Here is a 25961-nt window from a genome sequence, read left to right on the forward strand (position 1 = left end):
GGGCACGGGGCGTGGATCTTCAGACGCGGCGAACCGCGACCGGGATGCTTCCTCGTCCTCCTGCGCGGGCCGCCCCCATTGCAACGGGGCCTTCGTTCCCTTGCGGGAAGACCGGCGGTCTTTGGTGGAACACGTCAAAGGTAGCTGATGGGCGGTCGCGGCTCCAAATCGAGGCGGCATGATGTACGGGTGACGGACAGCACTGGCAGCACGGGTGGGACGGGCAGCGGACCGCAGCCGCCCGCGGAGATCGACGCGGAGCAGTTGCGGCAGTTCCAGGAGTTCCAGCGCTTCCAGGAGTACCAGAAGTTCCAAGCCGCCCAAGGCCAGAACGGTGGCGTGCCCGGACCGCCCGCATTGCCGCCGGGGCAGGTTCCGCCCACCGCGTTGCCGCCGGGGCAGACGATCTACGTGAAGCCCGCGCCGAAGCCGGTGTGGCAGATCATCCTGGGCAGCAAGCTGGTGCGGTGGCTGGTGATGCTGGTGATCCTGCTGCTGCTGGCGAACTACGGCTACAACAGGTGGTTCGGCGGCGGCGACGATCCCGGTGACAAGGCCGTCGACAGCGGGGGCAACAAGGGGAACGTCATCGCCCCGACCAACGCCTACGGCCTCCAGGGCACCGTCGGGATCTTCTACAAGCACGTGTCGCAGGGGTCGGACGGGCGCGCGTGCAACCTGTTCGCCGACGACGGGCGGGCGCGGCAGAAGTTCACGACGGCGTTCTCCGCGCCGGACTGCGAAGCGGCCATCCGCGAACTGCGCGGGAAGGTGCGGGACGTCGCGGCCTACGAGCAGCCGTACTTCCCCGACACGATGCTGAAGGAACCGCTGACGACCACCACCGAGATCAGCTCCTGCAAGGACCTGATCGTCAAGGGCGGGCCGCTGCTGGGGAAGTTCGTGCTGACCAAGCAGACCGGTAGCGGTGCCTGGATCATCACCGACTACGAGGCCGAGCCCGCCGACTGCGTCGGCCCCTGAACGACGAAGCCCCCGGCGACCGAGGTCGCCGGGGGCTCTTCGTCAGAATTGCGGGTCGATCAGACCTCGTCGACCAGCAGGTTGCGCGTGCGGTTCGGGTCGACCGGGATGCCGGGGCCCATCGTCGTCGAGACGGTGACCTTCTTCAGGAACCGGCCCTTCGCCGCGGAGGGCTTGGCGCGGAGGACCTCGTCGAGCGCGGCCGCGTAGTTCTCGACCAGCTTCTCGGTGTCGAACGACGCCTTGCCGATGACGAGGTGCAGGTTGGCCTGCTTGTCGACACGGAAGTTGATCTTGCCGCCCTTGATGTCCTGGACCGCCTTGGTGACGTCGGGCGTCACGGTGCCGGTCTTCGGGTTCGGCATCAGGCCACGCGGGCCGAGGATGCGGGCGATGCGACCGACCTTGGCCATCTGGTCGGGGGTCGCGATGGCGGCGTCGAAGTCGAGCCAGCCGCCCTGGATGCGCTCGATCAGGTCTTCCGAGCCGACGGCGTCGGCGCCCGCGGCCTCAGCCTCGGTCGCCTTGTCGCCGGTCGCGAAAACGATGACGCGAGCGGTCTTGCCGGTGCCGTGCGGCAGGTTCACGGTGCCGCGGACCATCTGGTCGGCCTTGCGAGGGTCGACGCCCAAGCGGATGGCGACCTCGACGGTCGCGTCGAGCTTCACCTTGGAAGTTTCCTTGGCGAGCTTGGCTGCCTCCAGCGGCGAGTACAGCCGCTCACGGTCAACCAGCTCGGCGGCCTGACGGTAGGCCTTGCTGCGCTTCATGTCTGTTCCCTAACTCAGTGGATCAGTTGTGGTGCGAGCTGCGCTGAGCTCTCCCACGTACAACGATGTATTTGGTGGATCAGCCTTCGACCGTGATGCCCATGGAACGGGCGGTGCCAGCGATGATCTTCGCGGCCTGGTCGACGTTCGTGGCGTTGAGGTCGACCATCTTGCCCTCGGCGATCTCGCGGACCTGGGCCATGGTCACCTTGGCGACCTTGACGCGGTGCGGCTCGCCCGAGCCCTTCTCGACGCCTGCGGCCTTGAGGAGCAGCTTCGCGGCGGGCGGGGTCTTGAGCTTGAAGTCGAACGTGCGGTCCTCGTACACGGAGATCTCGACCGGCACGACGGTGCCGCGCTGCGACTCGGTCGCGGCGTTGTAGGCCTTGCAGAACTCCATGATGTTGACGCCGTGCTGACCCAGCGCGGGGCCGACCGGCGGGGCGGGGTTCGCCATGCCGGCCTTGATCTGGAGCTTGATGATCGCTGAAAGCTTCTTCTTCTTGGGAGGCATCTCAATACTTCCTGTTATTGCAGTGTCCGCGCGCGGCCCTGCCAGCCGCAGCGTGGCCGACGATCCCCGAGGGGATCGGTCAGATCTTGGAAACCTGGCTGAACGACAGCTCGACCGGGGTCTCGCGACCGAAGATCGACACCAGGACCTTCAGCTTCTGGCCGTCGGCGTTGACCTCGCTGATCGTCGCGGGCAGCGTCGCGAACGGGCCGTCCATGACGGTGACCGACTCGCCGACCTCGAAGTCGACCTCGATGGTGGACTTGGCCGGGCCGGACGTCGACTTCTTGCCCTCGGCCGCCTTCGGCTCCACCTGCGGGAGGAGGAACTTCAGGACCTCGTCGATGGTCAACGGGGAGGGCTTGGACGTCGCACCGACGAAGCCGGTCACGCCAGGCGTGTTGCGCACCGCGCTCCACGACGAGTCGTTGAGCTCCATGCGGACCAGGATGTAGCCGGGCAGCACCTTGCGCTGCACCTGCTTGCGCTGGCCGTTCTTGATCTCGGTGACTTCCTCGGTCGGCACCTCGACCTGGAAGATGTAGTCCTCCATGTCGAGCGTCTGGATGCGCGTCTCGAGGTTCGTCTTGACCTTGTTCTCGTACCCGGCGTACGAGTGCACGACGTACCAGTAGCCGGGCGCCGCACGGAGTGCGTCGCGCATCTCGGCCACCGGGTCGGCGGGTTCGGCGTGGATGTCCGGCAGCTCGGCAGCGGCCGCCTCGTCACCCTCGACCGACTCGACGTCGCCACCCGACTCGGGCTCGACGTCGGTCGGCTCGTCACCGTCGACGGTGTCGGTCGCGGACTCCTCGGTGTCCTCCAGCTCACCAACCGGCTCGACGTGCACGGAGTCGCCGTCCTGAGCGGCCGCGAACACCTCTTCGTCGGTCAGGTCGGTCAGCTCGTGGGCGTCAACGCCGTTCTCGGAGGTCACTGCGGGTCTCGCTTCCTTTCGTGCATCACGTGTTCGGCCACCTCACCGGGGGCCGTCGCTGCTCGGCTCAGCCGAACAGCTCGAACACGGCCCAGCCGAAGCCAACGTCGAGTCCGTACACGAGGGCGACCATGAAGGTCACGAAGACCAGCACGACCCCGGTGTACGTGACGAGCTGCTTGCGCGTCGGCCAGATGACCTTGCGCAGCTCGCTGACGACCTCGCGGATGTAGCGGAAACCCCTGGAGATCAGCGAAGGCCGCTTCTCCTGGGCGTCCCGAGCCCGCGTGGCACGGCCCTTCTTCGACGCCGCATCCTCGTCCTCTTCGGACTTGGACACCTTCTTGGCGTCGTCCTTGCGGGAAGCCGGACGGGCGGAAGCACGACGCTCACGCCGGGCCGCAGCGGTGACCGGCCGAGCCGCGCTCTCGCGCTCCTCCGGCTGATCCTGCTCGCGGTCGTCGCTCATGCCGTCCTCCACTCGCCGTGCATTTCGACGCAGGGGCGACAGGAATTGAACCTGCAACCTGCGGTTTTGGAGACCGCTGCTCTGCCAATTGAGCTACGCCCCTTTGGGACCCGACCACTGCCCCTGGCTTTGGACGCCTTCCAGCCTCCCCATAGCTACCCATGGGGCACCTGGTTGGACTTCCAAGTCCGGAAGCATACGGCACGAACACCCGCACACTCCAACTGCCCCGGTCAGCGCACTGACTGGACTGTCGAGCGACAGCCTACCCACACCTCGGGAAGGCGTGCCGCCGAGGGCCTCGAAAACGGCGCGGTCTGCCACGATGGGAGTCATGCCAACACCTGAGACGACCACCGCGACCAGCACTTCTCCCGCTTCCGGGGTGTCGAGGCGGATCGGCGGGATCGCCGAGTCCGCGACCCTCGCGGTCGACGCGAAGGCGAAGGCGCTCAAGGCCGCGGGCCGTCCGGTGATCGGCTTCGGGGCGGGCGAACCGGACTTCCCGACCCCGGCGAACATCGTCGCCGCCGCGCAGGCCGCGTGCGCCGACCCGCGCAACCACCGCTACACGCCCGCGGCGGGCCTCCCCGAGCTGCGCGAGGCGGTGGCGGCCAAGACGCTGCGCGACTCCGGCCACGAGGTCTCGGCGAGCCAGGTGCTCATCACCAACGGCGGCAAGCAGGCCGTCTACCAGGCGTTCGCGACCATCGTCGACCCCGGCGACGAGGTGCTGCTGCCCGCGCCGTACTGGACGACGTACCCCGAGGCGATCACCCTCGCGGGCGGGGTCCCGGTGCAGGTCACAGCGGACGAGTCGGCCGACTACCTGGTGACGGTGGAGCAACTGGAGGCGGCTCGGACGCCGCGCACGAAGGTGCTGCTGCTGTGCTCGCCGTCGAACCCGACGGGGTCGGTGTACTCGCGCGCCCAGGTCGTGGCGATCGGCGAGTGGGCCGTCGAGCACGGGCTCTGGGTCGTGACGGACGAGATCTACGAGCACCTGGTGTACGACGGGGCGGAGGCGGTGTCGCTGCCCGCCGCTGTGCCCGCCGCCGCCGAGCGGACGATCGTGGTCAACGGGGTGGCGAAGACGTACGCGATGACCGGGTGGCGGGTCGGGTGGCTGATCGGGCCCGCCGCCGTCGTCAAGGCCGCGGCGAACCTCCAGTCGCACCTGACGTCGAACGTGGCCAACGTGTCGCAGCGGGCCGCGCTGGAGGCCGTTTCGGGGTCGCTGGACGCGGTGCACGAGATGCGCGCGGCGTTCGACCGGAGGCGGCGGACGATCGTGTCGCTGCTGTCGGGGATCCCCGGCGTGGAGTGCCCGACCCCGCGCGGGGCGTTCTACGTCTACCCGTCGGTCAAGGCGCTCGTCGGGCGGACGCTGCGGGGTGCCGTGATCGGGAGTTCGGCCGAGCTGGCGGCGCTGGTGCTGGAGCACGCGGAGGTGGCGGTGGTGCCCGGTGAGGCGTTCGGGACGCCGGGGTACCTGCGGCTGTCGTACGCGCTGGGCGACGAGGACCTGGTCGAGGGCGTGACCCGGATGGCCGCGCTCCTGGGTGAGGTCGAGTAGCCCACACGGAGTCTCCCTCGTTCCCTGAACGGGTGAATGGCGTAACCGCCTAACGGACCATCGCGATGGTCTGTTCAGTCGTATCGCCGGTTCGAGGGAGACGTAGATGAGCGCGCCGATCTTTCAGCCCCAACTGGTCGTCCAACCGCGCAACGGGGTGGGGACCGCCGGGTTCGTGCTCGGGCTGCTCGGGTTCCTCTTCAGCTTCGTCCCGATCATCGGCGTCATCGCCTGGCCGCTGGTGATCGTGGGCCTGGTGCTGTCGCTCGTGGGTTTCTCCAGGGCGTCCAAGGGGATCGCGAACAACCGCGGGCTGGCCATCGCCGGAGCGGTGCTGTCGGTGATCGGGCTGGTCGTGTGCGTGCTGTGGACGGCGCTGTTCGGCGCCGTGGCCACCGAGGTCGACAAGCAGGCGGACCAAGAGCACCTCGTCGTCTACGAGGTGTCCGGGGACGCGGTCGGCGCGTCGATCACGTACTCGACGTTCGGGGCCGATGGCGGGTCCACCAACCAGGAGACCGTGACGTCGCTGCCGTGGAAGAAGGAGATGACGGTGAAGGGGCTGCTGGGCGGGGGCACGCTGACGGTGACCTCGCCCGCCGAGGGCGGTGCCGTGGCCTGCCGGATCACGGTGGACGGCGTGGAGAAGAAGTCGGCCACGGGGTCCGGGGCCTTCAGCACGGCCCTGTGCAGCGGGTTCTGACGGGCGCCCACCGCCGTGGCGCGGCGGCCACCCGGTGGCCGCCGCGCGGTGCCGGCTACGGTAGGCGAACGCGGGCGGTCGCGCCGCCGAGCACCGACTTGCCCTCGAAGGCGGCCGTGATCGCGATTTTGAAGGTGCCGTCGTCCAGGACCTTGGCGACCTTGGCCGTGACCTCCACGCGGGCGCCCTCGGCGTCGTCGGGCACAGGTACGGGCCTGCCGAAGCGGACGCCGTACTCGACCACCGCGCCGGGGTCGCCGGTCCAGTCCGTGACCACCCGCGCCGCCATGCCCATCGTGAGCATGCCGTGGGCGATGACGCCCGGAAGGCCCACCTCCTGGGCGAAGCGCTCGTTCCAGTGGATCGGGTTGAAGTCGAGCGACGCGCCCGCGTAGCGGACCAGGTCGGCTCGGGTGATGGTGAGGGTCAGCGGGGGGAGCTGGTCGCCCGCGGTGACGTCCGCCGCGCGGATCACGCCTGGTCCTCCGTAGCTGCGGTGCCCCTGGCGACCAGGGTCGAGCGGGCGGTGGTCACCTGTTCGCCGTCCTCCGTGCTGATCTCCGCGCGGACGGAGACGATGTCGTTGCCCATGCGCGAGTTGATGGCGTCCACGTGGGTCGTCACCACCAGGCGGTCGCCCGCCTGGATGGGGCGGTGGTGGGCGAACGTCTGGTCGCCGTGCACGACGCGGGTGTAGTCGAGGCCGAGTTCCGGGTCCATGACGAGGACCTCGTTGGCCTTCATCGACACCAGGATCGCGAAGGTCGGTGGGGCGATCACGTCGGGGTAGCCCGCGGCCTTCGCCGCTTCGGGGTCGCGGTGGATCTCGCTCCGCTCGCCGACCGCGTCGGCGAACTCGCGGATCTTCTCCCGGCTCACCTCGTACGCGGGTGACGGGGGGTAGGAACGTCCGATGAACGATTGGTCCAGTGCCACCGGGGCAGGTTACGCGAAGAGGCCGCCCCCGGACGGGGACGGCCTCTTCGTGAACTCGGGGAAACGCTGGTGTCAGCGGGTTTCCTTGTGCGCGCGGTGCGTCTTGCAGTTCGGGCAGAACTTCTTGATCTCCAGGCGGTCAGGGTCGTTCCGACGGTTCTTCCTGGTGATGTAGTTCCGGTGCTTGCACTCCTCGCACGCGAGAGTGATCTTCGGACGTACGTCGGTTGCAGCCACGGCCTTGCCTTTCTAGAGCTCGCTTCGCCTCGAAGACTCCGCGGAGGGCTTACCCCCGCGGCGAGGTCCGGGCGCCCAGTCGCCCGGCTGTGGATCCAGGACGAGCCTGGCTGGGAGGAACTGTGTAGCGGTGGCCGGACTTGAACCGGCGACACAGCGATTATGAGCCGCTTGCTCTACCAACTGAGCTACACCGCTTTACACGACTCGGCCGCGGTGCTTACTGCTCTGCACCGCGGCCGGGTTGTGGAGCCCCAATACGGAATCGAACCGTAGACCTTTTCCTTACCATGGAAACGCTCTACCGACTGAGCTATTGGGGCACTTGCTCCTTGCGGGGCAAGAAGAACTCTACACAATGGGTGCCGCCCAAGGGAAATCGGGGGGTCCCTCTAGTGGACCAAGGTGAGCACCGTCTCATCGCGGGCTCCCCTGACCTGCACCGTTCGCGCTCCCAGCCACGCTTCGAAGCGCTCCTCGGACAGCGGCCGGGAGATCAGGTAGCCCTGGGCGATGTCGCAGCCCATGCTGACCAACTGGTCGCGCGCGGCGTCGTCCTCCACACCCTCGGCGACGACCGTGAGGCCGAGCGAGTGGCCGAGTTCGACGATCGAGCGGACGACGGCCATGTCGCCGAGATCGGTGCCCATGCCGAGGACGAAGCTCTTGTCGATCTTGACCTCGTCCACCGGGAGCTGGCGGAGGTACGCGAGCGACGAGTAGCCGGTGCCGAAGTCGTCGACGGCCAGCACGACGCCGAGCGCGTGAAGCCTGCGCAGCACCGGGAGTGCGCGTTCCGGGTCCGCCATGACGCCGGACTCGGTCAGCTCGAACGTGAGGAGCTGGGGCGGCACGTCGTGGTGCTCCAACGCCTTCGCGACGCGGTCCGGGAACTCCTCGTCGGCGAGGGTGCGCACGGACAGGTTGACCGCGATGGACATCCGCAGGCCCCGGTCCATCCAGCCGCGGACGCGTTCGAGCGCCTTGTCCATGACGAAGTCGGTGAGCACGTCGACCAGGCCGGTGGCCTCGACGGCGGGGACGAACTCGTCCGGGTCGACGCGGCCGAACTCGGGGTGCTTCCAGCGGACCAGCGCTTCCGCGCCGACGACCTGACGGCTCGGGAGCGCGACCTTCGGCTGGTAGTGCACGGAGATCTGGCCGCTCTCCAGCGCCTGGCGGAACTGGGTGACGAGCTGGAAGCGGCGCAGGAAGATCTGGCCCATGCTCGGCGCGTACGAGCGCACCGGCTCGGCCTCGCTGGTCGCGCGGACGGCGACGTCCGCGCGTTGCAGCAGGACGTCGACGTCCGGGTCGTCCTCGGACTCGTCCGTCGAGACGTAGCCGACGACGGCGCTGGCTTCGACGGTGAGGCGGTCGACGGGGTACGGCACGGAGAGGGCCGAGCGGAGCACCTCGGCGATCTCCTGGGCCTTCTCGGCCTTGCGGTCGACCAGGAGCGCGGCGAACATGCCGCCCTCCAGCCTGGCGAGGGAGACCTCCGGGCCCAGCTCGTCGCGCAGCCTGCGGCCCGCGGCGACGACCATCCGGTTGCCCCAGGCCTGGCCGAGCGCGTCGGACACGGTCGACAGGACGTCGAGGTCTATCCGCAGGACGACGGCGCCGGTGTGCTCGTGCAGCGGTTCGGCGGCGGCCTCGCGGAAGCCCGCGCGGTTGAGCAGGCCGGTCAGCGGGTCGTGGTACGCGTCGTGGCGCAGGCGGGCGAGCAACCTGCGGTTGTCGACGGCGGTGGCGAGGTGGCTCGCGAGGGTGCGCAGGAGCTGGATGTCCGCCTTGCCGAAACCGCGCCACCGGCTGAGCCGGTCGTGCGCCTCGACGGCGCCGAGGAGCTGCGTCGCGCCGCGCAACGGCACCACGAGCGCCTCCTGCGCGTCCCGGCGGGCCAGCGCCTCGGTCACGTCCTCGTTCGAGTCGACGACCCGGAAGTAGCGGACGTGCGTGCCGGGGAGCTGGAGCATCGGGTCTTCGCGGACCACGCGGGAGTCGGCCTCGCGCATGCCGTCCGGCAGCGGCTCACCGGCGACGAGCGTCCGCATCGGCTCCTGCGGGTCGGTGCGCAGCCGCAGGACGACGCGGTTGGCGTTGAGCTGCTCGCGGATGCGGTCCGCGATGAGCTGCCACTCGTCGTCCTCGTCGCCGTCCTCGTCCTGGCCGGGCGCGTTGCGCGGGCCGGTCGCGTTCTGGCCGGAGCGGGCGACGCGGAGCGAGACCTCGCTGAGCGCCTCCAGGTCGCGCTGCTCGCGCAGGAGGGACGAGTACGCCACGTAGATGGCGGTGATGCCCGCGAACACCAGCGCGATCAGCAGGCCGCCCCACTGGGTGGTCGACGCGATCTCGTAGGCCACGAGGCCCGCGGAGGTGTTCAGCAGGGCGACGATCAGGGTCTGGCCGACCAGCCGGAGGCTCGCGGTGACCCGCATCCCCTTGCCCATGATCCGCAACGCCGTCAGGCCGAGGACGCTGGCCAGCAGCGGGACGGCGATCGTGCCGAGGAACGGGCCCGCCCAGAACGGGCCTTCGGGGCCGAGGAACTGCTTGACGCCGTGGGCGACCGCGAAGGCCACCGAGATCTCCATGAACATCAGGCCCGCGTTGTAGGCGACGCGGTTGAGCACGCGGCGGCCGAGCAGCGTGCCGACGCCCGCGACGACGTGCGCGGCGAGCACGACCTCGAACGGCGCCACCAGCAGGCCGAGCACCAGCGGGATCTCGGTGAAGGAGATGGTCCACGCGACGCCGCTGCGGACGTCGACGTTGATGGCGAGCTGTTCGGCGAGCAGGAAGCCGATGACGAGCAGCGGCCCCGTCCAGAACAGGCGGGCGTCGACCGGGTGGTCGGGCAGCCAGCCGCCGACGGCGACCGCGGAGGCGACCCCGGCGACCAGGAGGACGGCGGCGAAGAGGTTGAAGTTCAACGACCTGTTGGCGGACCTGCCTGACCCGCGAACTGCCGAGTCCGACAGCGTGGCCGACGCGCGGTCGGACATCCAGCCTCCTCGTCGGCCCTCGTGTCGGTGGGCCGGGTCGCGGCCGTCGAACTCGGCGTGACTGAGGGGTCCCGAACAGTGACCAGGACCCCTCTAAGAGCATCAATGTACCTCGGTTGGGCGATGAAATGGCAGGTCGACGAGGCATATACCACGGGAAGTGACGAAACCGGTCACACGGTCAGCTCTCCGCGCAACACGGTGACACCTTGACCCGCCAATCCGACCCTGTCATCACGCAGCGTCATCTGGACACGTCCGCCGCGTGGGGAGGCCTGTTCGCCGAGCAACGACACTCGGCCGAGGCGTGGGGCCCACCACGCGGCGAGCGTGCAGTGCGCGGATCCGGTCACCGGATCTTCCGGCACGCCGAACGACGGGTAGAAGCACCGGCTGACCACGTCGACGTCCGGCCGGTCGCCGCGCGCCGTGACGACGACGCCCCGGCCCGGCACGTCGGCGAGCAGCACGAGGTCCGGCCGCAGGGACCGCACCTCCTCGGCCGACCCGACCTCCACCAGCACGTCCGACACGCCCTGGGCGACGGCCTTGACCGTCACGCCGGGGAGGGCCGCGCGCAGCAGCGGCGTCGCCTCGACGGGCACCGGCGGGTCGGCCGGGAAGTCCATCTCGACCCAGCCGTCCGGCCCCGCCTTGCAGGTGAGGAACCCGCTGCGGGTGCTGAACACGGCCGAGCCGCCCAGCACGTGCGCCGTCGCGAGGGTCGCGTGGCCGCACAGGTCGACCTCGGTCGTCGGGGTGAACCAGCGCAGCGGCAGCGGGTCGGCGCCGCCGACCTCCACGAAGGCGGTCTCGGCGTGCTTCATCTCCGCGGCGACGGACTGCATCCACGCGGGATCGGCCGGTTCGGGGAGCAGGACGACTCCGGCCGGGTTGCCGGAGAAAGGGCGGTCGGTGAACGCGTCCACCACGAAGATCTCCACGCGGCTCAAGGCTAGACCAGCACCGGCTCGTCCTCGGGCGCGTTCCGCGCCAGTTCCAGCCTCAGCGCGTCCAGGCACGTCTTCGCCTGCCCGGCGGCGAGGTGCTGCGCCGCACCGCTGCCCGACGCCTCCCGGATCAGCAGCCACACCGCCGACAGCGGCGACGGCTGCTCGTCCGAGCGCACCGCCGACACCAGCTCGCGCTGCTCGGGGAACGGGTGCAACGCGATCTGCTCGGTCCTCCCCCGCAGTTCCGCGAACACGTCCGGCGGCGCGCCCGCCGCGGCGAGCCGGTCGAGTTTCGCGGGCAGGTCGACGTTGCGGAGCTCGGAGGCGCAGAGGGGGCCGAAGTTCCGGATCGTGTCCAGGGCGTACCCGAGGTCGTCCGCGGCGTTGAGGAGTTCCCGGTGGGCGGAACGCGGCCGGGGCGGTCCGGGGAGCGGGGTTGAGCGGGGCCGCGGCCGACGCAGGAACAGACCCAGCAGCACCCCGGCGGCGAGGGCGGCCAGTGCGATCAGCATTTCGCTCATGTCCCGGTCATCGGCAGCGGGCACCGGCTCACGGCCCCCTCGCGCGGCAACGGGTCCGAACCGAGCGCCGGCCGGTCGCCGAACTTCGGTTGGGCTGAACAGCCCGGCCGATCGGCGTGGCGACATGATCCGGACGCCCGACCGGAGCAAGGTGGGAGCGCGCGACCCGCGGAGGTATTTCGCGGTGCAGGTCCTGCCTCCTATCGAACAGGGAGCACGACCGGTAGAGCAGGGGGAACCCGATGACCACCACGACACGAGAACTGTCCGGCAGAGCGCTCGCGACGCTGCGCGCGGTCGGCGCGGGCCGCGCCGAACTGACCAGCGCCCGCGAACCGGACCTCTACGTCGACGGCCTCCCCTGCTGCGACCAGACCGTCACCCACGACCTCGTCCACGCAGGCCTCCTCCGCCCCACCTCGGTGGTCGCGTGGGGCCTGCGGGTGCGCGCCGAGCTCACCGACGAGGGCAGGGCGGCACTCGGAGCGGCGTGACCAGTCGAACATGTGTTCGACATGCGTTATGCTGCTCGCGCGAGGCCTGCACGCAAGGGAGAGGAAGCCCTTGCGCGCAGGCCTCGTCCAGTTCAAGGTCCGTGCATGCCCATGATCACCGTAGACATGTTCCCCGGCCGGACCGCGGAGCAGAAGCGCGCGCTGGTGCGCGAACTGACCGAGGCGATGGTGCGGACGTGCGACGCCAAGCCCGAAGGCGTGTGGGTGGTGCTGCGCGAGGTCGAACCGGAGAACTGGGCGATCGGCGGAACGCTGGCCTCGGAGCGCTAGGCGGCCGAACGCGTCAGCCCTGGCGGGAATGGCGCGCACAGCGGGACACGAATGTGACAACACCGGGACAAAAAACACCCCGTGACCTGTTTTCCCAGGTCACGGGGTGTTACCCAAATGTGGCGGGTGTAGGATTCGAACCTACGTAGGCGTAAGCCGACGGATTTACAGTCCGCTCCCATTGGCCGCTCGGGCAACCCGCCTTGCGCCCGGTGGTGCCGGGTGCGAACAAGAGACTACATAACCCCGTGGAGGGGTTCGCAACCGGGATACCCCGGTAACATCGTGGCTCGTCAAAAGCCCATCTACGCGGAGGTACCGAGCACGTGGCAGATCCGTCATTCGACGTGGTGAGCAAGGTCGATCGGCAGGAGGTCGACAACGCGCTCAACCAGGCGGCCAAGGAGCTGGGTACGCGGTTCGACTTCCGGGGGACCGGTACCGAGGTGTCGTGGTCCGGCGAGGAGGCCATCGCGTTCCAGTCGGAGACCGAGGAGCGGTGCCGGGCGGCGATCGACGTCTTCCAGGAGAAGCTGGTGAAGCGCGGCATCTCGATGAAGGCGTTCGAGATCGGGGACCCGTCGATCTCCGGCAAGGTCTACAAGGTGACCGGCACGCTGGTGCAGGGCATCACGTCGGAGAAGGCCAAGGAGATCGCGAAGAAGGTCCGCGACGAGGGCCCGAAGGGCGTGCAGGCGCAGATCCAGGGCGACCAGTTGCGGATCTCCGGCAAGAAGAAGGACCACCTCCAGGAGATCATCTCGCTGCTCAAGGGCTCGGACTTCGGGATCGCCCTCCAGTTCACGAACTACCGGTAGCGGCGTGAAGGGCATCGTCCTGGCGGGCGGCAGCGGCACACGGCTGCACCCGATCACGCAAGCGGTCTCGAAGCAGCTGCTGCCCGTCTACGACAAGCCGATGGTCTACTACCCGATCTCGGTGCTGATGCTCGCCGGGATCCGCGAGATCCTGCTGATCTCCACACCCAACGACCTGCCGCAGTTCCAGCGGCTGCTCGGCGACGGGTCGCAGTTCGGGCTGCGCATCGAGTACGCCGAGCAGGCCGAGCCGAACGGGCTGGCCGAGGCGTTCGTGATCGGCGCGGACTTCATCGGCGGCGACACGGTGGCGCTGGTGCTGGGCGACAACATCTTCTACGGCCAGGGCTTCTCGCGGATGCTCCAGGAGCAGGTGGCGAAGCTCGACGGGTGCGTGCTGTTCGGCTACCCGGTGAAGGACGCGGAGCGGTACGGCGTCGGCGAGGTCGACGCGGGCGGGACGCTGATCTCCATTGAGGAGAAGCCCGCGAAGCCGAAGTCGAACAAGGCGATCACCGGCCTGTACTTCTACGACAACCAGGTCGTGTCGATCGCGGGCGAGCTGGAGCCGTCGCCCCGCGGCGAGCTGGAGATCACCGACGTGAACCTCGCCTACCTGCGCCAGGGTCGGGCGAACCTGGTGGACCTCGGCCGCGGTTTCGCGTGGCTGGACACCGGGACGCACGACTCGCTGCTGGAGGCGGGCCAGTTCGTGCAGGTGCTGGAGCACCGGCAGGGCGTGCGCATCGCGTGCCTCGAGGAGATCGCGCTGCGGATGGGGTTCATCACGCCGGACGCGTGCTACCGGCTCGGTTCGGCGCTCGCGAAGTCGGGCTACGGCCAGTACGTGATGAACGTCGCACGAGAGGCGGGCGCGACCGTCTAGCGGCGGTCGGCCATCTCCTCCAGCCGCCGGATGCGCTCCGCCATCGGCGGGTGGGTGGAGAAGAGCCTGCTGAGGGATTCGCCTGGCAGGAACGGACTGGCGATCATCAGGTGGGACTGGGCCACGACGGCGGGCTCCGGCGCCAGGGGGGCCGCCTTGGTGCCGAGGTCCAGCTTCCGCAGCGCCGACGCGAGCGCCAGCGGGTCGCCGGTCAGCTCGGCGCCGGAGGCGTCCGCCTGGAACTCGCGGGACCGGCTGACGGCCATCTGCACGATGCCCGCGGCGACCGGTCCGAGCAGGGCGATCAGCAGCAGCGCGAGCGGGTTCGGCCGGTCGTCGTCGCTCCCGCCGAAGATCCCGGCGAACATCGCGATGTTGGCGACCAGGCTGACGACGGACGCCAGCGCGCCCGCGACGCACGAGATGAGGATGTCGCGGTTGTAGACGTGCGACAGCTCGTGCCCGAGGACGGCCCGCAGTTCACGCTCGTCCAGCAGCTCCAGGATGCCCGTGGTGCAGCAGACGGCCGCGGTGCGCGGGTTGCGGCCGGTGGCGAACGCGTTGGGCGCCTGCGTGGGGCTGATGTAGAGGCGCGGCATGGGCTGCCGGGCGGCCATCGACAGCTCGCGGACGATGCGGTGCATCGACGGCTGCTCGACCTCCGACACGGGCCTGGCGCGCATCGCCCGCAGCGCCAGCCTGTCCGAGTTGAAGTACGCGTACGCGTTGACGCCCAGCGCCAGCAGCAGACCGAAGTAGAGCGCCGTGCGCCCGAAGAACGAGCTGATCAAGAGGATCAGGCCGCCCATCGCGCCGAGCAGCAGCGCGGTCTTCAACCCGTTGTAGTGCTTGTGCACGCTGGTTCGCCTCCGGGTTCACGTCCTCCTCCTCAACGCTCCCGGCCTGCCGGCGGTTCCTGAACCGCCCCGTACCGGACGTGTGGCGGTCGTCTCCGGCGCGGGGTCGGCGGCGGCGTCCAGCGGCGGGGGCGGGGGCACCTCGGCGGCCCACGTGCCCAGCACGTCGCGTTCGTGGACGAGTTCGGCGACCGCGCCGTCGCCGTCGGCGCTCCCGGTGCCGGGGTAGCCGAACTCCGGGGCCCAGTGCAGGGCGTCGAACGGGCACACCTCGACGCAGATGCCGCAGTAGAGGCACTGGCCGTAGTCGATCGCGAAGCGGTCGAGGACGTTGTGCGCGCGGGGGCGGGCGTGACCGGGGGTCTCGACCGTCTCGGTGTGCGACTCGATGTGGATGCACCAGTCCGGGCACTCGCGGGCGCAGATCATGCAGACCGTGCAGTTGGACTCCAGCAGCGCGATCACGCCGCGGGTCCGGGGCGGGAGTTCGGCGGTCACCGCTGGTCCTCCTCGTGTCGTGGGCCCCAGGTCGACGGGTCGGGGACGCCGGGCGGCAGCGTGCGGCGGCGGCTCGGCGAGGACGTGGAGTCCTCCCCCGGTTCGAGGCTGCCCGGCCACGGCCGCACGACGCGGGCGGCCAGCACGAAATCCTTGCGCAGCGGGTGGCCCGCGAACGCGTCCGGCAGCAGCAGGTGGGGCGTGGGCCCGGTCAGTTCGACGCCGAACATCTCGGCGGCCTCGCGCTCGTGCCACGCGGCACCCGCCCACAGGCCCGCGACGCTCGGCAGCACCTCGTCCGCGCCCAGTTCGGTGCGCAGCAGCAGCCCGTTCCCGGTGTCGGGGCGCAGGACGTGCAGCAGCACGGCGTGCCGCACCCCGCTGGCACCCGGACGACCGGCGTCCTCGACGCCGAGCCAGTCGAACGCGAGGCAGCCGAGGTCGTCGTGCGCGAAGCGCGCCGCCGTGGACCACTGGTCCAGCGGGACGTGCGCGGTGCTCTGGCCGAACGCCGTCTTCACCACGGCGTCGGGGACCAGCGCGGCCAGCTCCGCGGAGGCGGCGCTCACGAGGAGACCAGCCGGTGCAGCGCCGCGAGGCCTTCGAGCAGCGCCTCGGGGCGCGGGGGGCAGCCGGGCACGGCGACGTGGACGGGCAGCACCTGGTCGACGCCCTTGGTGACGCTGTAGGAGTCCCAGTACGGGCCGCCGGTGTTGCTGCACGCCCCCACGGACAGCACGTACCGCGGTTCCGGCATCTCCTCGTAGGTCGCGATCACCGCGGGCAGCATGACGTCGGTGACCGTGCCGGAGACGATGAGCACGTGCGCCTCTCCCCCGTCGCGCACCGGGTCGACCCCCAGCGCCGCGAGATCGGCGGCACCACGGCCGTCGAAGGCGGCCATCACCTCGACGCCGCAGCACGCGAGCCCGAGGTCCAGCACGGTGATCCGGTAGGTGGTGCCCCAGTCGAGGCGCGGCCCGCGCTCGGCGGGCGTGGAAACGGTCACGGTCCGGAAGGCTAATACGTGGGGGCCCGCCTGGCTTCCGCCCGGCGAGCCCCCAACCCCCCAAATCCCCCCATAGGATTGCATCCCGCGAACTGGCGCTGGTTGCGTTGGAAGTCTCTTACGGAACGCCTATACGTGTCCAGGGAAATGGGTCAGAATCTAAGGGTTATTTGTAGCCGAACTGTGGTCAGGTTCAGTACAACTGATCGGTAGAACATCTCGCGGCCCGACGCGACGACCTGAGAGGCCTCCATGTCCAGCTCGGCACAGCTTCTGCTTCCGGCGGGAAACCAGCTCAGCAGACTCCTGCACTCCCCGAACGCGCTGCTGGACACGACGTTGGACCAGCTCAGGACGTTGCTCGCCGTGCACGAGACCCGGTCAGCGCTCCGGGCGGCGCGGGTACTCGGCCGCGAGCAGTCGAGCGTGCAGAAGCAGATCGACACGTTGAACCGGAACTTCCGATCGCTGTGCGGCGAACCTCTCGTCGTCAAGCAGGGTCGCGGAAAAGATGTGCTCATCACGCAAACCGGCGAAGCCTTGGTGGAATTGGCGCGCACCACGCTGGGCGATTGGCTCGACTCAATTCACGAGTGCAGGCGAAAGCTCGGCACGACCCTCACCGTCGGCACGACCCGCTTCATGCTCGACTCGCTGGCCAAGGCGTGGCACCACGTGGCCGACGAGTTCAAGGAGCGCGATGTCGAGTTGAAGGTCGTGCACATCCGCACGCGGGACATCTGGACGAAGTTGGAGAGCAAGGAGGTGGACGTGGTGTGCGGCAGCGTCGTGACGCACGCGGGCCGCACCGGGCACCTCGACGAGTTCGACGTCATCGAGTGGCGGCGCGGCGGGCTGGCGCTGCTGACGAACCTGCCGGAGAAGCGCCTCGGCGAGAGCGCGGGCGTCGGCGAACTGCCGCGGCTGCCGCTCGTGGTGCCGGGTGACGGGCTGATCGCCGAGTTCCTGCGCGGCTGGTTCGGGCCCGACTACCGCAACGAACTGGACATCGCGGCCGAGATCGACGAGATCCAGTACGGCATGTCGCTGCTGCGGTCGGGGCTCGTGCAGGGCTGCATGATCGTCACGTCCGGGCTGGGCGTCGTCGCGGCGAACCAGGAGTTGCGCGAGGGCACCGGGCTGCGGGTCGTGGAGCTGAAGAACGACCGCGAGCCCGTGCTGGAGCGGCTGGTGGGCGTGTTCGCGCGCAAGGAGGAGCGGGCCAAGTTCCCGGCCGACCACCCGTTGAACCTGCTGTGGGCGGCGTTCCAAGCCGAAGCGGGCTAGACCCGGTGGTGGCCGGACGCCGCGAGGGCCACCCGTCGGGGTGACGGGTGGCCCTCGCGCGGTGGTGTCTGCCTACTCGGGTTGTGCCTGGCCGGGACGCTTGCGCTCGGCCTGCTTGACCAACCACTCCAGGCCGTTCTTCGGCCGCTGCGCTTGCGGCGCCTGGGGCTTCACCTGCTCTTCGGCGGGTTCCTGCACTGGCGACGGACCCTGGGCGTCGAGGTCGTTCACGGGCACGCTCCCTACCTGGTCGACAACAGGTGCCGTCGATCGGAGCATCGAGGGGGTGCTCGACGCTAGACCGATCAGCCCTCTGGGTGAACCCAGACAGATGACCAGAGCAGATCGGGTGTCGGATCGGTGTAGGTTTCTACGCCGTCGCTGGTGCCGGGCCCACCGCGTCCAGTTTCCGCTTCGCCGCGACCGTCCGCAGCGCGAGGAAGACGACCAGCGCGAACGGCGACAGCAGGATCGTCAACACCAGGATCGGGCCCACGACCAGCGGGTGCAGGCCGAGCTCGCGGGCTTCGAGGTGGATCCAGCGGCCGATGAACAGGTCGAACGAGATGATCTGGGCCCAGATCGCCGCAGCCCCGTACGGCTCGCCGACGAAGTCGATCAGGGTACCGAGGTTCGGCCTGCTGACCACGTCCCAGAGCTGGCCGAGGTGCGGGAGCGCGAGGACGAAGTACACGACCAGTGGGACCGCCGCGACCCACGGCGTGCTCATGACCCGCGCCGTCCCGCGCCACGTGGGAGCGAAGATCATCAGCGCCCAGAACGGCACCGCGAGGTAGAACGTGATGTCGAACAGGAATTCGGTGCTCATCAGGCGGCCACCCTGGTCCGGGCGGTCACGGCCACGACCGAGCCGACGACCACGCCGACCACGATCGCGGCCGCCGCGGTGAGCGTGAGGGCGTCCGGCTCCAGCAGCGGCTGCCCGCGCTCCGCCTGCCACAGCACGAGGCCGAACAGCAGCCCGTACCCCACGCCCGCCACGACGACCAGACGGGCGCGCACGGCGCCGTCGGCCAGTGCGGGCACGCGGGTCGCCAGCAGCGCCAGGACCAGCACCAGCAGCGGCAGCACCTGGAGGGCGTGCATGCCGATGAAGTGCGGGACGCGCAGGTCGCCACCGGTCGTGCTCCAGCCCGTGACCGGCATGACCGGGCCGCCGTCCTCCATCCCGACCGTGTGCGCGCCGATGACCCCCTTGAACGTCCCGTCCTTCATCGAGTCGAGCTGGGTCGACGTCGGCGACGTCATCAGCGCCCCCGTGCCGATGCCCGCCAGCGAGACCACCGCGCCGATCCGCAACGCCCAGCGCGTCGCCCGGTCGGCGAACGGCGTCCGCAGCACCAGGACCGTGAGGATGAGCGTGCCGGTCCACAGCACCGCGATCGACACCCCCATGACCCCGAACACCGTCGAGTCGAACGGCGTCAGCACGTTGAAGTGGCTACCCCGACCCCGCACCACCTGCATGAGGATCAGCGCCTGCTCCACGAACATCACCGCGGCCAGCACCACCGAGACCCGCCGCGCGAGCCGCTCGCCGATCTTCAGCAACGAGATGAGCCACGCCCAGGTGATCCCGTAGACCGCGATCGAGACCGCGAACTTCAGCGGCTTCAACCAGATCGGCGCCCCGACCAGGATCCGGTCGTCGACGGCCAGACCGACCAGGCAGACCAGCGCCACCGGCACCATCGCCCACGCCGTGACCAGCATCGGCCGGTTCCACCCCGCGGTTCTGGCGGTCATCGCGGACAGAGCCCTCATGGTCGTTCCCCCTCTAATGGATAGCCTCACTCGCCATAATGGAATGTAGCACTATCCATGTCTTGGGTACAGGAAGTTTCGCCCGGACTAGTTGGCGCGGCGGCATTCGAGAAACACGGTGTCCTGCCGGTGGTCGTGGTCGGGGCCGGTCGGTCTGGCCGCCGCGGCGAACCTGGCCGAACGCGGCCTCCGCCCGGTGGTGCTGGAGTCGGGCGCACGGGCGGGCGCCGCGGTGCGGCGGTGGCACCACGTCCGGCTGTTCTCGGCGTGGCCCGAGCTGGTCGACCCGGCAGGCGTCCGACTGCCGGAGCCGACCGGTTGGCGGCGTCCTGGCGACAGGTTCCCGACCGGCGCGGAGTGGGCGCGGGAGTACCTGGAGCCGTTGGCCGACGCCCTGGGCGACCGGGTGCGGTTCCGCGCGCGGGTGGTCGGCGTCGCCCGGCGCGGACATGACCGGACCGTGGACTCCGGACGTGACACCGAACCGCTGACCGTGCACGTCCTGCACGACGACGGCACGGAGGAGCGCGTCACCGCCCGAGCGGTCGTCGACGCGTCCGGCACGTGGGGCGACCCCAACCCGCTCGGCGGCGACGGCCTGCCCGCGGTCGGCGAGCCATCTCCTACCGCGTCCCGGACCTGCTGGACCCCGTCGTCGCCGCTCGGTACGCGGGCAAGCGCGTCGCCGTCGCGGGCAGCGGCCACTCGGCGTTGACCGCACTGGTGGCGCTGACCGGACTCGCGGGCACCGAGGTCATATGGCTGCTGCGCCGCGGCGACGCTTTCGGCGGCGGGGACGCCGACCAGCTCCCCGCGCGCGGCGCCCTGGGCCTGCGCGCCCGGCAGGCCGCGCGGGCCGGGCGAGTCGAGGTGGTCACCGGGTTCCGCACGGCCGCCGTCGAGGCCGCGGACGGCCGGATCGTGCTGGTGTCGTCGGACGGGCACCGCTTGGCGCCCGTGGACGAGGTGGTCGCGCTGACCGGGTCCCGCCCGGACCTGACCTGGCTGTCGGAACTGCGCCTGGACCTGGACCCGGTGCTCCAGGCACCGACGGTCGGCTTCGCGGGTCGAGCTGACGCTGCCCGTGACCGGCGTGTACGGCGGCGCGGGCGTCTTCGACGCGCCTACGGTGACCAGCGGCGGCTGCTGCGCCCCACTGACCTCGACGAGGGAACCCCGAGTCCTCTTCGTCTGCGTCCACAACGCGGGCCGCTCCCAAATGGCCGCCGCACTGCTCCACCACCACGCGGCCGGCCGCTTGACAGTCCGCTCAGCAGGCTCAACCCCAGCCAACACCCTCAACCCGGCCGTGGTCGAGTCCATGGCCGAACTGGGCCTGGACCTGACCGGCGAACACCCCAAACCCCTGACCACCGATGCCGTCGAAGCCGCCGACGTCGTGATCGCCATGGGCTGCGGCGACACCTGCCACGTGTACCCCGGCAAGCACTACCTCGACTGGGACCTGGAAGACCCCGCCGGTCAGGGCGTCGACGCCGTGCGGTTGATCCGGGACGACATCGATAGGCGCGTGCGTGCGCTGCTGGCGGAACTGCTTTAGGGCTACGCGGCAGGCTTAGTCCCGGAGTTCATCGTGCAGCGCTTGGGGCGTAAGCGAGTAGGCGATCTACCTGCACTTATGCCAATCAGCACCGAGCAACTTGCAACTCTGTCCCGCGCCCGTCCCGGAGCTTGACCTCTACAACGAGGAAGCCGTTGAGCTGACGTGCGCTGGACTCCAGGCATCACTGGCGCACTTTCCTATAGCAAACCCGCTGGTCAAGTGCCATGACATGTCGAAAAATCTCGCATATCGACGGAATTATGGCTAGAATTTTGCCTATGACCACCCGAATCTCGCTAGCCGCAGCACGCAACCAGCTCTCCGACCTTGTGACCCAGGTGGAAAGCAGTCATGAACGGATCATCCTGACCAAGCATGGAGTCGATGCTGCAGTGCTCATGGCACCTGCAGAACTGGAGGGCCTGGAGGAGACGATCGAGATTTTGTCGCGAGGCGACTCTCACAGCGAGGTCCTTAACGCAATCCGCCAAGCAGAGGAAGATCTGGCAGCGGGCAAGATCGCCAGCCTGGACGACCTCATCACGTCCCTCAAGCAGCGCACCTGACCGTCATGTGTACATAGGTATGTACACGGTGACGCCCTCTCTTGCGCCTGTTGCTTGTGCCACTAGCGCTGGCGGGGCATCTGACGCTACAGTGAGCGCATCATGACGAAACTCAACCATGACGCCTCTCCTTCCGCTTACGGCGTGCGCATGTCTGAGCAAGCAGAAAAGGGTCTCAAGCAGTTGCGTCCAGAGCGACTTGCAGACACGGCAATGAGTTTCATCTGGAACGATCTTCCCAGCGATCCGACCGAGTACGGCGACTATGGGCGCAAGCTCCATGGCGCCCTTACAGGCAAGTACTCGGCCAAGCGCAAGAAGTTCAGAATTGTCTACCGAATTACCAGCAACCCCGACATGATCGAAATTCTTGAAATTCACCCAAGGTGATCGCCATGATCCACTCAAGGCTATGCTGAACAGGAAGGATTGCGCGAAGTGATCTACCAGGTTCGGCTCGCCCCAGAGGCCATGGCAAGGCTTAGTCGATTGCCTGCCCGCGTTGCCACTCCGGTTGCTAATTTTATTCGCGAAAAACTCGGAAAATATCCAGAAACGATCGGCGTGCCACTTAGCGGCAGACTCAAGGGGCACCTCGTCGTTAAGCGCGAGCAATATCGAATCATTTATACTGTTGACCCCGTAGAAGCTACGGTCGATATTTTGGAGATTATTTAGGGTTCGCGACCTTTGGCATTCTCACTGCTGAGAGGTCCATATCTGCCACCCTCGATACTTGCCGATCGTAGGTACTCAGCAGAGGGCTTCGCACCATCTCGTCGACCTGGCCCCGCCCCAACCGCGCGGGTCAAGGGGGCTCATCCAGTCGCGCCGGATCGCTGAGCTGGGTCTGCCCCCTTGACGCGTGTGGTTGCCCTCGTGGAGGTCGACGAGATGGCGCGATCCCCGGTCCCACCACCGAACGCGAACTGCCGACGGCTTCGACCATCTCGGAGACCTGCCGTCCGGCGAGGACACGTCCTTCTGCGTCTGCGGACCCTGTGGGGCTGGTCGGCCGCTGTCCCGTCCGGCCGGGTTAGGCCCTGCCTCTCCGTCGCCGGGCGCGGGTGGGTGGCCGAAGGCAGGGCCCCGCCCGCTTGCCCGAGCGACACAGGAACGGGGCCGTGAAGACCCTGCCGGACAGGATCAGCAGAGTGCGGCCGAGCGGCCCTATAGGGGCCGCCTTGAACAAGTAGAGAAAGTCCTTACAAGGTCCGCCCGAGCACGATCGGTCAGGCTGGACGGCACACCACGATGACCTCGCCGGGGGCCTGTTCTGTCCCGTGACTGTCCCGTAAAGCCCGACAATCACTGCCTTCTGGTGCCAGACAGTGACGGACTCCTGGTGACACTCGATCTCTGACCTTCGCTGGTAGGAGGCACTTTCAGGCCCGTCACCAGCACTTTAGCGCATCTACGGAGAGTGACGAATCAGCCCCTCAGTTCCATCGTGCGGAACTGAGTCTCTCAGCAGAGAATGCCACTGAACTGCGCCTTTGACTTCAAGTGGCTACTTGAAGATGGCTTTTGTTCCGTGCATGTTCCGTAGCCCCGCCAAGATCTTCGAGGGCAAGCCTGTGGGCTGGTCGACGCCGCCAAGGCGTTGAGCTGTTCACGGGTGCGGCAGCCGAGCGCCCCTGGCCACCGATCGGGTCGACCTGGGTGCGCTCGTCCCGTCTACCGATCGTCACGGGAGTTGCCCTCAACTGGTCGCTGTAGCGGTATCGGTCCACCGCGCGACAGTTGGGTATGGAGATCGAGTTGGCGGACGCGGTGGCTGCGGTGCGGAACGAGTTGCTGGAAGCCGTGACCTATGGGCTGGGGCAGGAGATCGGGTTCGTGGTGGGGCCGATCGAGTTGGAGTTCGCGGTGGAGTTGAAAGCTGACGTAAAGGTCGCGGGGAAGTTCAAGGCGTGGGTGGTGTCCGCCGATGTGGGGGCTGGTGTCTCGCGAGGCACGACGCACAAGGTGAAGGTGTCGCTGACGCCGAAGGACAAGAGCGGCGGGGACCTGCGGGTACATGGTTCAGCGCCTCGGGCGGCGGGGCCTGGTGATGTGTCCGGTCGTATCCAGCCGTGATCTGACCGACTGATCAGGGGCCGGAGGCCGAGGTGCAGAGGGATCGGGTAGTCGGGGTCGCCGCCGTTGGACGTCCAGGCTCGGGATACGTGGTCGGCCCACACTTGGTTCTCACATCGGCCCATGTGGTCGGTGCGCTGGACTCGACGGTAGAAGTGTTCTTCCCCGGCCGTTCCGGCTTGTTCACGGGAACTGTCGTGTGGTGTGGAACACCTGATGGTGTCGATGACGCGGCCCTGGTACGCGTCCACACCTCCCCGGAGTGGGTGCCGCCGCGCAGTCGACCCGTCGCGTGGGGGCAATTGGTGACCACCAGGACGGGAATCCCGTGTGAAACGTGGGGTGTACCGGACAAGGACCAGCGCCCCGGTGCCGCAGTGGAGACCGCGCATCCTTCGGGAAAGCTCAATCCCGGTGATCGAGAAGTGGCCAACCGGTATGTGATGGCGGTGGACGGGCACCCGCCGACGCCCTTGAAGGACGGCCGCTCGCCGTGGGGCGGGTTGTCAGGTGGGGCGTTGTTCTGCGGTGACCTTCTAACAGGGGTGATCACGGCGGATGAAGAGTATGGCGGGCACTCGCGGTTGGTGGTGGTGCCGACGTATGCGCTACACCAGGCAGAGGGATTCCGGGATGTGCTGGCCGAGCACACCGATAGCCAGACCATGGTGCTGGCACCAGTGGAGTTCCAGTCGTTGACAGAGGCTCCCTCTGCGGTCCTGCTCGGTGAGTTGCCGTCCCCCGGTTGGTTGCTGGTCGCGGGGTTGAAGGTGGTGCCGTTCCGTGGTCGTTCGGAACTGTTGGCCGAGCTGAACGACTGGGCAGGGACCGACGGTGCTGGAGTGTTTTTGCTGCATGGATCGGGTGGACAGGGCAAGACGCGACTGGCCCATCAGGTAGTCGACGAACTGGTTGACCATAGGTGGGCGGCGGTGTGGTTGGACCCGCACCGCACGGAGGCGGAGTTGGAGGTGTTGTCCGATTCTGCAACGCCGACAGTGGTGGTCGTGGACTACGCCGAGACTCGAACACCCCAGGTCAAGGCAATGCTTCGAATGTGCGTGCGGCACGGTGGTGCAGTGCCGATGAAGGTGCTCCTGTTGGCCCGAACCGCCGGGGAGTGGTGGGAACGGTTGGGCTCGTCGTCGGATGCGGCGTCGATGTTGTTGGCACGTGCGGGTGTCCGGCTGCTGGAGGAGTTGGAGCCCGAGGCCAAGGGACGGGCGGTTGCCTACCGGGAAGCGGTGCGGGGGTTCGCGGGTGCGTTGCCGAAGGTGAACGGACAAGCTGGGTACCCCTGGACAGTGATCGCATCCGGTCTCCCGGACCCGGCACCGACCCGACTGGGGTTAGAGGGTGCGCTGACACTGCACATGACTGCATTGGCGGACCTGCTGGACTCTGCGGCTGCGCCTTTTCAGGAAACAGCCACGGTGCGCGTGGCGGCAGGCGGCGCGCCCGAGGAGGTGGAGGATCGCCTTCTCCGTCATGAGCAGCGGTATTGGCAAACCGCGGCCGAGACGCGGACCCCGTCTGTGGTGTTCGAGCAGTCGACGTTGCACGACGTGATGGCCGCTGTAGCTCTGCTCGGGGCGGATAGCAGGGACACGGCCGATGACTTGTTGCGGAGGATCGAGGGCCTAGAGGATCAGCCTCGGGACCGCCGGAATTCGGTGTTGAAGTGGGTTGCCAGTCTGTATCCGGCATTGGGGGACATTCCGTTCGGTTCGATCCAGCCGGATCGATTGGCGGAGCGTTTCGTGGGCCGTCACGTGCGGCAGCGTCCGGGAATGGTGGATCGTCTTATCGTGGGGATCGACGGAACACGGTTGGAGCGGTTGCTGACTGTTTACTGCCGTGCGGCGTCGCATCGGGTATTCGGTGGTGTGCTGGATGACGGGTTGACGTCGTTGTGTGCGCGGCATGTTTCGGAGCTGGGTCCAGTGGCGATCGAGGTAGCTACCCAGGTGGAGTCACCGCGGCCGTTGATGCAGGCGTTGGAACTCATCGGTGATGACAATGCCACCGATCTCGCGACCCTCATGCTGCTGGCTGATCATTTGCCGCTGTCGAGTCATCGTCTTGCGGAGTGGGCGGCGCGAATTGGGGAACGTCTGGTTCACGAACATCGTGAATTGGCCGAGGCACGACCCGACGCGTTCCTCCCCGACCTCGCCACCAGCCTCAACAACCAGTCCAACCGGTTGGCCAACCTCGGA

General features: G+C 68.4%; 32 protein-coding genes and 4 tRNA genes. 15 read left to right on the plus strand and 21 right to left on the minus strand.

Annotated features, from left to right (window positions below):
* Positions 1-189 precede the first annotated feature (189 nt).
* The gene (locus NZH93_RS36515; RefSeq protein ID WP_259627849.1) at positions 190-984 is read left to right on the plus strand and encodes a hypothetical protein; all 795 of its coding nucleotides are present in this window, start codon (positions 190-192) and stop codon (positions 982-984) included.
* A 59-nt stretch (positions 985-1043) separates the two neighbouring features.
* Here NZH93_RS36515 and rplA read toward each other — a convergent pair whose 3' ends face one another.
* The 5 genes from rplA to NZH93_RS36540 all read right to left on the minus strand — a co-directional run bounded on the left by rplA (position 1044) and on the right by NZH93_RS36540 (position 3777).
* Positions 1044-1754, minus strand: a complete 711-nt coding sequence (gene rplA, locus NZH93_RS36520; RefSeq protein ID WP_259627850.1) for a 50S ribosomal protein L1 — start codon at positions 1752-1754, stop codon at positions 1044-1046.
* 79 nt (positions 1755-1833) lie between these two features.
* The gene (gene rplK / locus NZH93_RS36525) at positions 1834-2268 is read right to left on the minus strand and encodes a 50S ribosomal protein L11 (protein ID WP_106187086.1); all 435 of its coding nucleotides are present in this window, start codon (positions 2266-2268) and stop codon (positions 1834-1836) included.
* A 79-nt stretch (positions 2269-2347) separates the two neighbouring features.
* Positions 2348-3205 (minus strand): transcription termination/antitermination protein NusG, encoded by an 858-nt coding sequence (gene nusG / locus NZH93_RS36530; protein ID WP_259627851.1) that lies wholly within the window; start codon positions 3203-3205, stop codon positions 2348-2350.
* Positions 3206-3272: 67 nt separating this feature from the next.
* On the minus strand, positions 3273-3674 hold the full coding sequence (secE, locus tag NZH93_RS36535; protein ID WP_259627852.1) for a preprotein translocase subunit SecE: 402 nt from the start codon (positions 3672-3674) through the stop codon (positions 3273-3275).
* A gap of 30 nt (positions 3675-3704) precedes the next feature.
* Positions 3705-3777, minus strand: a tRNA-Trp gene (locus NZH93_RS36540).
* A 231-nt stretch (positions 3778-4008) separates the two neighbouring features.
* Here NZH93_RS36540 and NZH93_RS36545 point away from each other — a divergent pair.
* Complete coding sequence (locus tag NZH93_RS36545; protein WP_259627853.1) at positions 4009-5250, plus strand: pyridoxal phosphate-dependent aminotransferase; 1242 nt, start codon at positions 4009-4011, stop codon at positions 5248-5250.
* 106 nt (positions 5251-5356) lie between these two features.
* Positions 5357-5953, plus strand: coding sequence for an MmpS family transport accessory protein (locus NZH93_RS36550; protein ID WP_259627854.1), 597 nt, complete (start codon positions 5357-5359; stop codon positions 5951-5953).
* 55 nt (positions 5954-6008) lie between these two features.
* Here NZH93_RS36550 and NZH93_RS36555 read toward each other — a convergent pair whose 3' ends face one another.
* The 8 genes from NZH93_RS36555 to NZH93_RS36590 all read right to left on the minus strand — a co-directional run bounded on the left by NZH93_RS36555 (position 6009) and on the right by NZH93_RS36590 (position 11608).
* Positions 6009-6428: a MaoC family dehydratase gene (locus NZH93_RS36555; protein WP_259627855.1), complete on the minus strand. Its 420-nt coding sequence runs from the start codon at positions 6426-6428 to the stop codon at positions 6009-6011.
* Positions 6425-6889: a MaoC family dehydratase N-terminal domain-containing protein gene (locus NZH93_RS36560; RefSeq protein ID WP_259627856.1), complete on the minus strand. Its 465-nt coding sequence runs from the start codon at positions 6887-6889 to the stop codon at positions 6425-6427. The genes NZH93_RS36555 and NZH93_RS36560 overlap by 4 nt, the downstream gene beginning before the upstream one ends.
* Before the next feature lie 72 nt (positions 6890-6961).
* On the minus strand, positions 6962-7126 hold the full coding sequence (gene rpmG, locus NZH93_RS36565) for a 50S ribosomal protein L33 (protein ID WP_015105301.1): 165 nt from the start codon (positions 7124-7126) through the stop codon (positions 6962-6964).
* A gap of 125 nt (positions 7127-7251) precedes the next feature.
* Positions 7252-7324 (minus strand) — tRNA-Met (locus tag NZH93_RS36570).
* A 49-nt stretch (positions 7325-7373) separates the two neighbouring features.
* A tRNA-Thr gene (locus NZH93_RS36575) sits at positions 7374-7449 on the minus strand.
* Between the two features lie 69 nt (positions 7450-7518).
* Entirely contained in the window at positions 7519-10134 is a 2616-nt protein-coding gene (locus tag NZH93_RS36580) for a putative bifunctional diguanylate cyclase/phosphodiesterase (RefSeq protein WP_259627857.1), read from the minus strand.
* 173 nt (positions 10135-10307) lie between these two features.
* Complete coding sequence (locus NZH93_RS36585; RefSeq protein ID WP_259627858.1) at positions 10308-11078, minus strand: PhzF family phenazine biosynthesis protein; 771 nt, start codon at positions 11076-11078, stop codon at positions 10308-10310.
* Between the two features lie 11 nt (positions 11079-11089).
* Positions 11090-11608: a hypothetical protein gene (locus tag NZH93_RS36590; protein WP_259627859.1), complete on the minus strand. Its 519-nt coding sequence runs from the start codon at positions 11606-11608 to the stop codon at positions 11090-11092.
* 242 nt (positions 11609-11850) lie between these two features.
* On the opposite strand from NZH93_RS36590, the gene NZH93_RS36595 reads away from it, so the two are divergent.
* Together NZH93_RS36595 and NZH93_RS36600 are read left to right on the plus strand one after the other, a co-directional pair.
* Entirely contained in the window at positions 11851-12102 is a 252-nt protein-coding gene (locus tag NZH93_RS36595) for a hypothetical protein (RefSeq protein WP_259627860.1), read from the plus strand.
* A 111-nt stretch (positions 12103-12213) separates the two neighbouring features.
* Positions 12214-12393 carry a tautomerase family protein gene (locus tag NZH93_RS36600; RefSeq protein ID WP_259627861.1) on the plus strand — a complete coding sequence of 60 codons (180 nt, stop codon included), beginning with the start codon at positions 12214-12216 and terminating at the stop codon, positions 12391-12393.
* A 120-nt stretch (positions 12394-12513) separates the two neighbouring features.
* Here NZH93_RS36600 and NZH93_RS36605 read toward each other — a convergent pair.
* Positions 12514-12596 (minus strand) — tRNA-Tyr (locus NZH93_RS36605).
* A 123-nt stretch (positions 12597-12719) separates the two neighbouring features.
* On the opposite strand from NZH93_RS36605, the gene NZH93_RS36610 reads away from it, so the two are divergent.
* Both NZH93_RS36610 and rfbA read left to right on the plus strand, forming a co-directional pair.
* Positions 12720-13211 carry a YajQ family cyclic di-GMP-binding protein gene (locus tag NZH93_RS36610; protein WP_259627862.1) on the plus strand — a complete coding sequence of 164 codons (492 nt, stop codon included), beginning with the start codon at positions 12720-12722 and terminating at the stop codon, positions 13209-13211.
* 4 nt (positions 13212-13215) lie between these two features.
* Complete coding sequence (rfbA, locus tag NZH93_RS36615; protein WP_259627863.1) at positions 13216-14097, plus strand: glucose-1-phosphate thymidylyltransferase RfbA; 882 nt, start codon at positions 13216-13218, stop codon at positions 14095-14097.
* Here the strand turns inward: rfbA and htpX are convergent.
* Genes htpX through NZH93_RS36635 form a run of 4 tightly spaced genes read right to left on the minus strand, consistent with a single transcriptional unit; the run spans position 14094 to position 16461 of the window.
* Complete coding sequence (gene htpX, locus NZH93_RS36620; protein ID WP_259627864.1) at positions 14094-14954, minus strand: zinc metalloprotease HtpX; 861 nt, start codon at positions 14952-14954, stop codon at positions 14094-14096. The two genes, rfbA and htpX, sit on opposite strands and share 4 nt — an antisense overlap.
* A gap of 18 nt (positions 14955-14972) precedes the next feature.
* Positions 14973-15452 carry a 4Fe-4S binding protein gene (locus NZH93_RS36625; protein ID WP_259627865.1) on the minus strand — a complete coding sequence of 160 codons (480 nt, stop codon included), beginning with the start codon at positions 15450-15452 and terminating at the stop codon, positions 14973-14975.
* On the minus strand, positions 15449-16021 hold the full coding sequence (locus tag NZH93_RS36630; protein WP_259627866.1) for an NADH-quinone oxidoreductase subunit C: 573 nt from the start codon (positions 16019-16021) through the stop codon (positions 15449-15451). The genes NZH93_RS36625 and NZH93_RS36630 overlap by 4 nt, the downstream gene beginning before the upstream one ends.
* Positions 16018-16461 carry an NADH-quinone oxidoreductase subunit B gene (locus NZH93_RS36635; RefSeq protein ID WP_259627867.1) on the minus strand — a complete coding sequence of 148 codons (444 nt, stop codon included), beginning with the start codon at positions 16459-16461 and terminating at the stop codon, positions 16018-16020. The genes NZH93_RS36630 and NZH93_RS36635 overlap by 4 nt, the downstream gene beginning before the upstream one ends.
* Before the next feature lie 252 nt (positions 16462-16713).
* On the opposite strand from NZH93_RS36635, the gene NZH93_RS36640 reads away from it, so the two are divergent.
* Positions 16714-17748 (plus strand): LysR family transcriptional regulator, encoded by a 1035-nt coding sequence (locus NZH93_RS36640; protein ID WP_259627868.1) that lies wholly within the window; start codon positions 16714-16716, stop codon positions 17746-17748.
* Positions 17749-17820: 72 nt separating this feature from the next.
* Here the strand turns inward: NZH93_RS36640 and NZH93_RS36645 are convergent, their stop codons facing one another.
* The 3 genes from NZH93_RS36645 to NZH93_RS36655 form a co-directional block, all read right to left on the minus strand.
* Positions 17821-17979 (minus strand): hypothetical protein, encoded by a 159-nt coding sequence (locus tag NZH93_RS36645; RefSeq protein WP_259627869.1) that lies wholly within the window; start codon positions 17977-17979, stop codon positions 17821-17823.
* Between the two features lie 139 nt (positions 17980-18118).
* On the minus strand, positions 18119-18577 hold the full coding sequence (locus NZH93_RS36650; RefSeq protein WP_259627870.1) for an ABA4-like family protein: 459 nt from the start codon (positions 18575-18577) through the stop codon (positions 18119-18121).
* On the minus strand, positions 18577-19533 hold the full coding sequence (locus NZH93_RS36655) for a hypothetical protein (protein WP_259627871.1): 957 nt from the start codon (positions 19531-19533) through the stop codon (positions 18577-18579). Before NZH93_RS36655 ends, NZH93_RS36650 begins: the two co-directional genes overlap by 1 nt.
* Positions 19534-19651: 118 nt before the next feature.
* Here NZH93_RS36655 and NZH93_RS51325 point away from each other — a divergent pair, with 118 nt between their 5' ends.
* The 7 genes from NZH93_RS51325 to NZH93_RS36690 form a co-directional block, all read left to right on the plus strand.
* Entirely contained in the window at positions 19652-20248 is a 597-nt protein-coding gene (locus NZH93_RS51325; RefSeq protein WP_372506969.1) for an NAD(P)-binding protein, read from the plus strand.
* A gap of 504 nt (positions 20249-20752) precedes the next feature.
* Positions 20753-21094, plus strand: a complete 342-nt coding sequence (locus tag NZH93_RS36665) for an arsenate-mycothiol transferase ArsC (RefSeq protein ID WP_372506970.1) — start codon at positions 20753-20755, stop codon at positions 21092-21094.
* A 281-nt stretch (positions 21095-21375) separates the two neighbouring features.
* A complete protein-coding gene (locus tag NZH93_RS36670; protein ID WP_259627872.1) occupies positions 21376-21663 on the plus strand; it encodes a type II toxin-antitoxin system Phd/YefM family antitoxin in 288 nt (95 codons plus the stop codon).
* 102 nt (positions 21664-21765) lie between these two features.
* Positions 21766-22053, plus strand: a complete 288-nt coding sequence (locus NZH93_RS36675) for a type II toxin-antitoxin system RelE family toxin (protein WP_259627873.1) — start codon at positions 21766-21768, stop codon at positions 22051-22053.
* Positions 22054-22101: 48 nt separating this feature from the next.
* Positions 22102-22341, plus strand: a complete 240-nt coding sequence (locus NZH93_RS36680) for a type II toxin-antitoxin system RelE family toxin (RefSeq protein WP_259627874.1) — start codon at positions 22102-22104, stop codon at positions 22339-22341.
* 1071 nt (positions 22342-23412) lie between these two features.
* The gene (locus tag NZH93_RS36685) at positions 23413-23742 is read left to right on the plus strand and encodes a trypco2 family protein (RefSeq protein ID WP_259627875.1); all 330 of its coding nucleotides are present in this window, start codon (positions 23413-23415) and stop codon (positions 23740-23742) included.
* A gap of 305 nt (positions 23743-24047) precedes the next feature.
* The coding region (locus NZH93_RS36690) for a P-loop NTPase (protein WP_443742684.1) at positions 24048-25961 on the plus strand (1914 nt) is incomplete at its 3' end.

Origin of the sequence: Umezawaea endophytica (assembly GCF_025061645.1) — a bacterium.
Taxonomy (GTDB): domain Bacteria; phylum Actinomycetota; class Actinomycetes; order Mycobacteriales; family Pseudonocardiaceae; genus Umezawaea; species Umezawaea endophytica.

Bases quoted from the DNA above. Each gene is read 5' to 3' on its own strand.
- rplA (WP_259627850.1), bottom strand. From the start codon at position 1,754: ATGAAGCGCAGCAAGGCCTACCGTCAGGCCGCCGAGCTGGTTGACCGT.
- rplK (WP_106187086.1), bottom strand. From the start codon at position 2,268: ATGCCTCCCAAGAAGAAGAAGCTTTCAGCGATCATCAAGCTCCAGATC.
- secE (WP_259627852.1), bottom strand. From the start codon at position 3,674: ATGAGCGACGACCGCGAGCAGGATCAGCCGGAGGAGCGCGAGAGCGCG.
- NZH93_RS36545 (WP_259627853.1), top strand. From the start codon at position 4,009: ATGCCAACACCTGAGACGACCACCGCGACCAGCACTTCTCCCGCTTCC.
- NZH93_RS36550 (WP_259627854.1), top strand. From the start codon at position 5,357: ATGAGCGCGCCGATCTTTCAGCCCCAACTGGTCGTCCAACCGCGCAAC.
- NZH93_RS36580 (WP_259627857.1), bottom strand. From the start codon at position 10,134: ATGTCCGACCGCGCGTCGGCCACGCTGTCGGACTCGGCAGTTCGCGGG.
- NZH93_RS36590 (WP_259627859.1), bottom strand. From the start codon at position 11,608: ATGAGCGAAATGCTGATCGCACTGGCCGCCCTCGCCGCCGGGGTGCTG.
- NZH93_RS36595 (WP_259627860.1), top strand. From the start codon at position 11,851: ATGACCACCACGACACGAGAACTGTCCGGCAGAGCGCTCGCGACGCTG.
- NZH93_RS36600 (WP_259627861.1), top strand. From the start codon at position 12,214: ATGATCACCGTAGACATGTTCCCCGGCCGGACCGCGGAGCAGAAGCGC.
- NZH93_RS36640 (WP_259627868.1), top strand. From the start codon at position 16,714: ATGTCCAGCTCGGCACAGCTTCTGCTTCCGGCGGGAAACCAGCTCAGC.
- NZH93_RS36650 (WP_259627870.1), bottom strand. From the start codon at position 18,577: ATGAGCACCGAATTCCTGTTCGACATCACGTTCTACCTCGCGGTGCCG.
- NZH93_RS36655 (WP_259627871.1), bottom strand. From the start codon at position 19,533: ATGAGGGCTCTGTCCGCGATGACCGCCAGAACCGCGGGGTGGAACCGG.
- NZH93_RS36665 (WP_372506970.1), top strand. From the start codon at position 20,753: ATGGCCGCCGCACTGCTCCACCACCACGCGGCCGGCCGCTTGACAGTC.
- NZH93_RS36670 (WP_259627872.1), top strand. From the start codon at position 21,376: ATGACCACCCGAATCTCGCTAGCCGCAGCACGCAACCAGCTCTCCGAC.
- NZH93_RS36675 (WP_259627873.1), top strand. From the start codon at position 21,766: ATGACGAAACTCAACCATGACGCCTCTCCTTCCGCTTACGGCGTGCGC.
- NZH93_RS36685 (WP_259627875.1), top strand. From the start codon at position 23,413: ATGGAGATCGAGTTGGCGGACGCGGTGGCTGCGGTGCGGAACGAGTTG.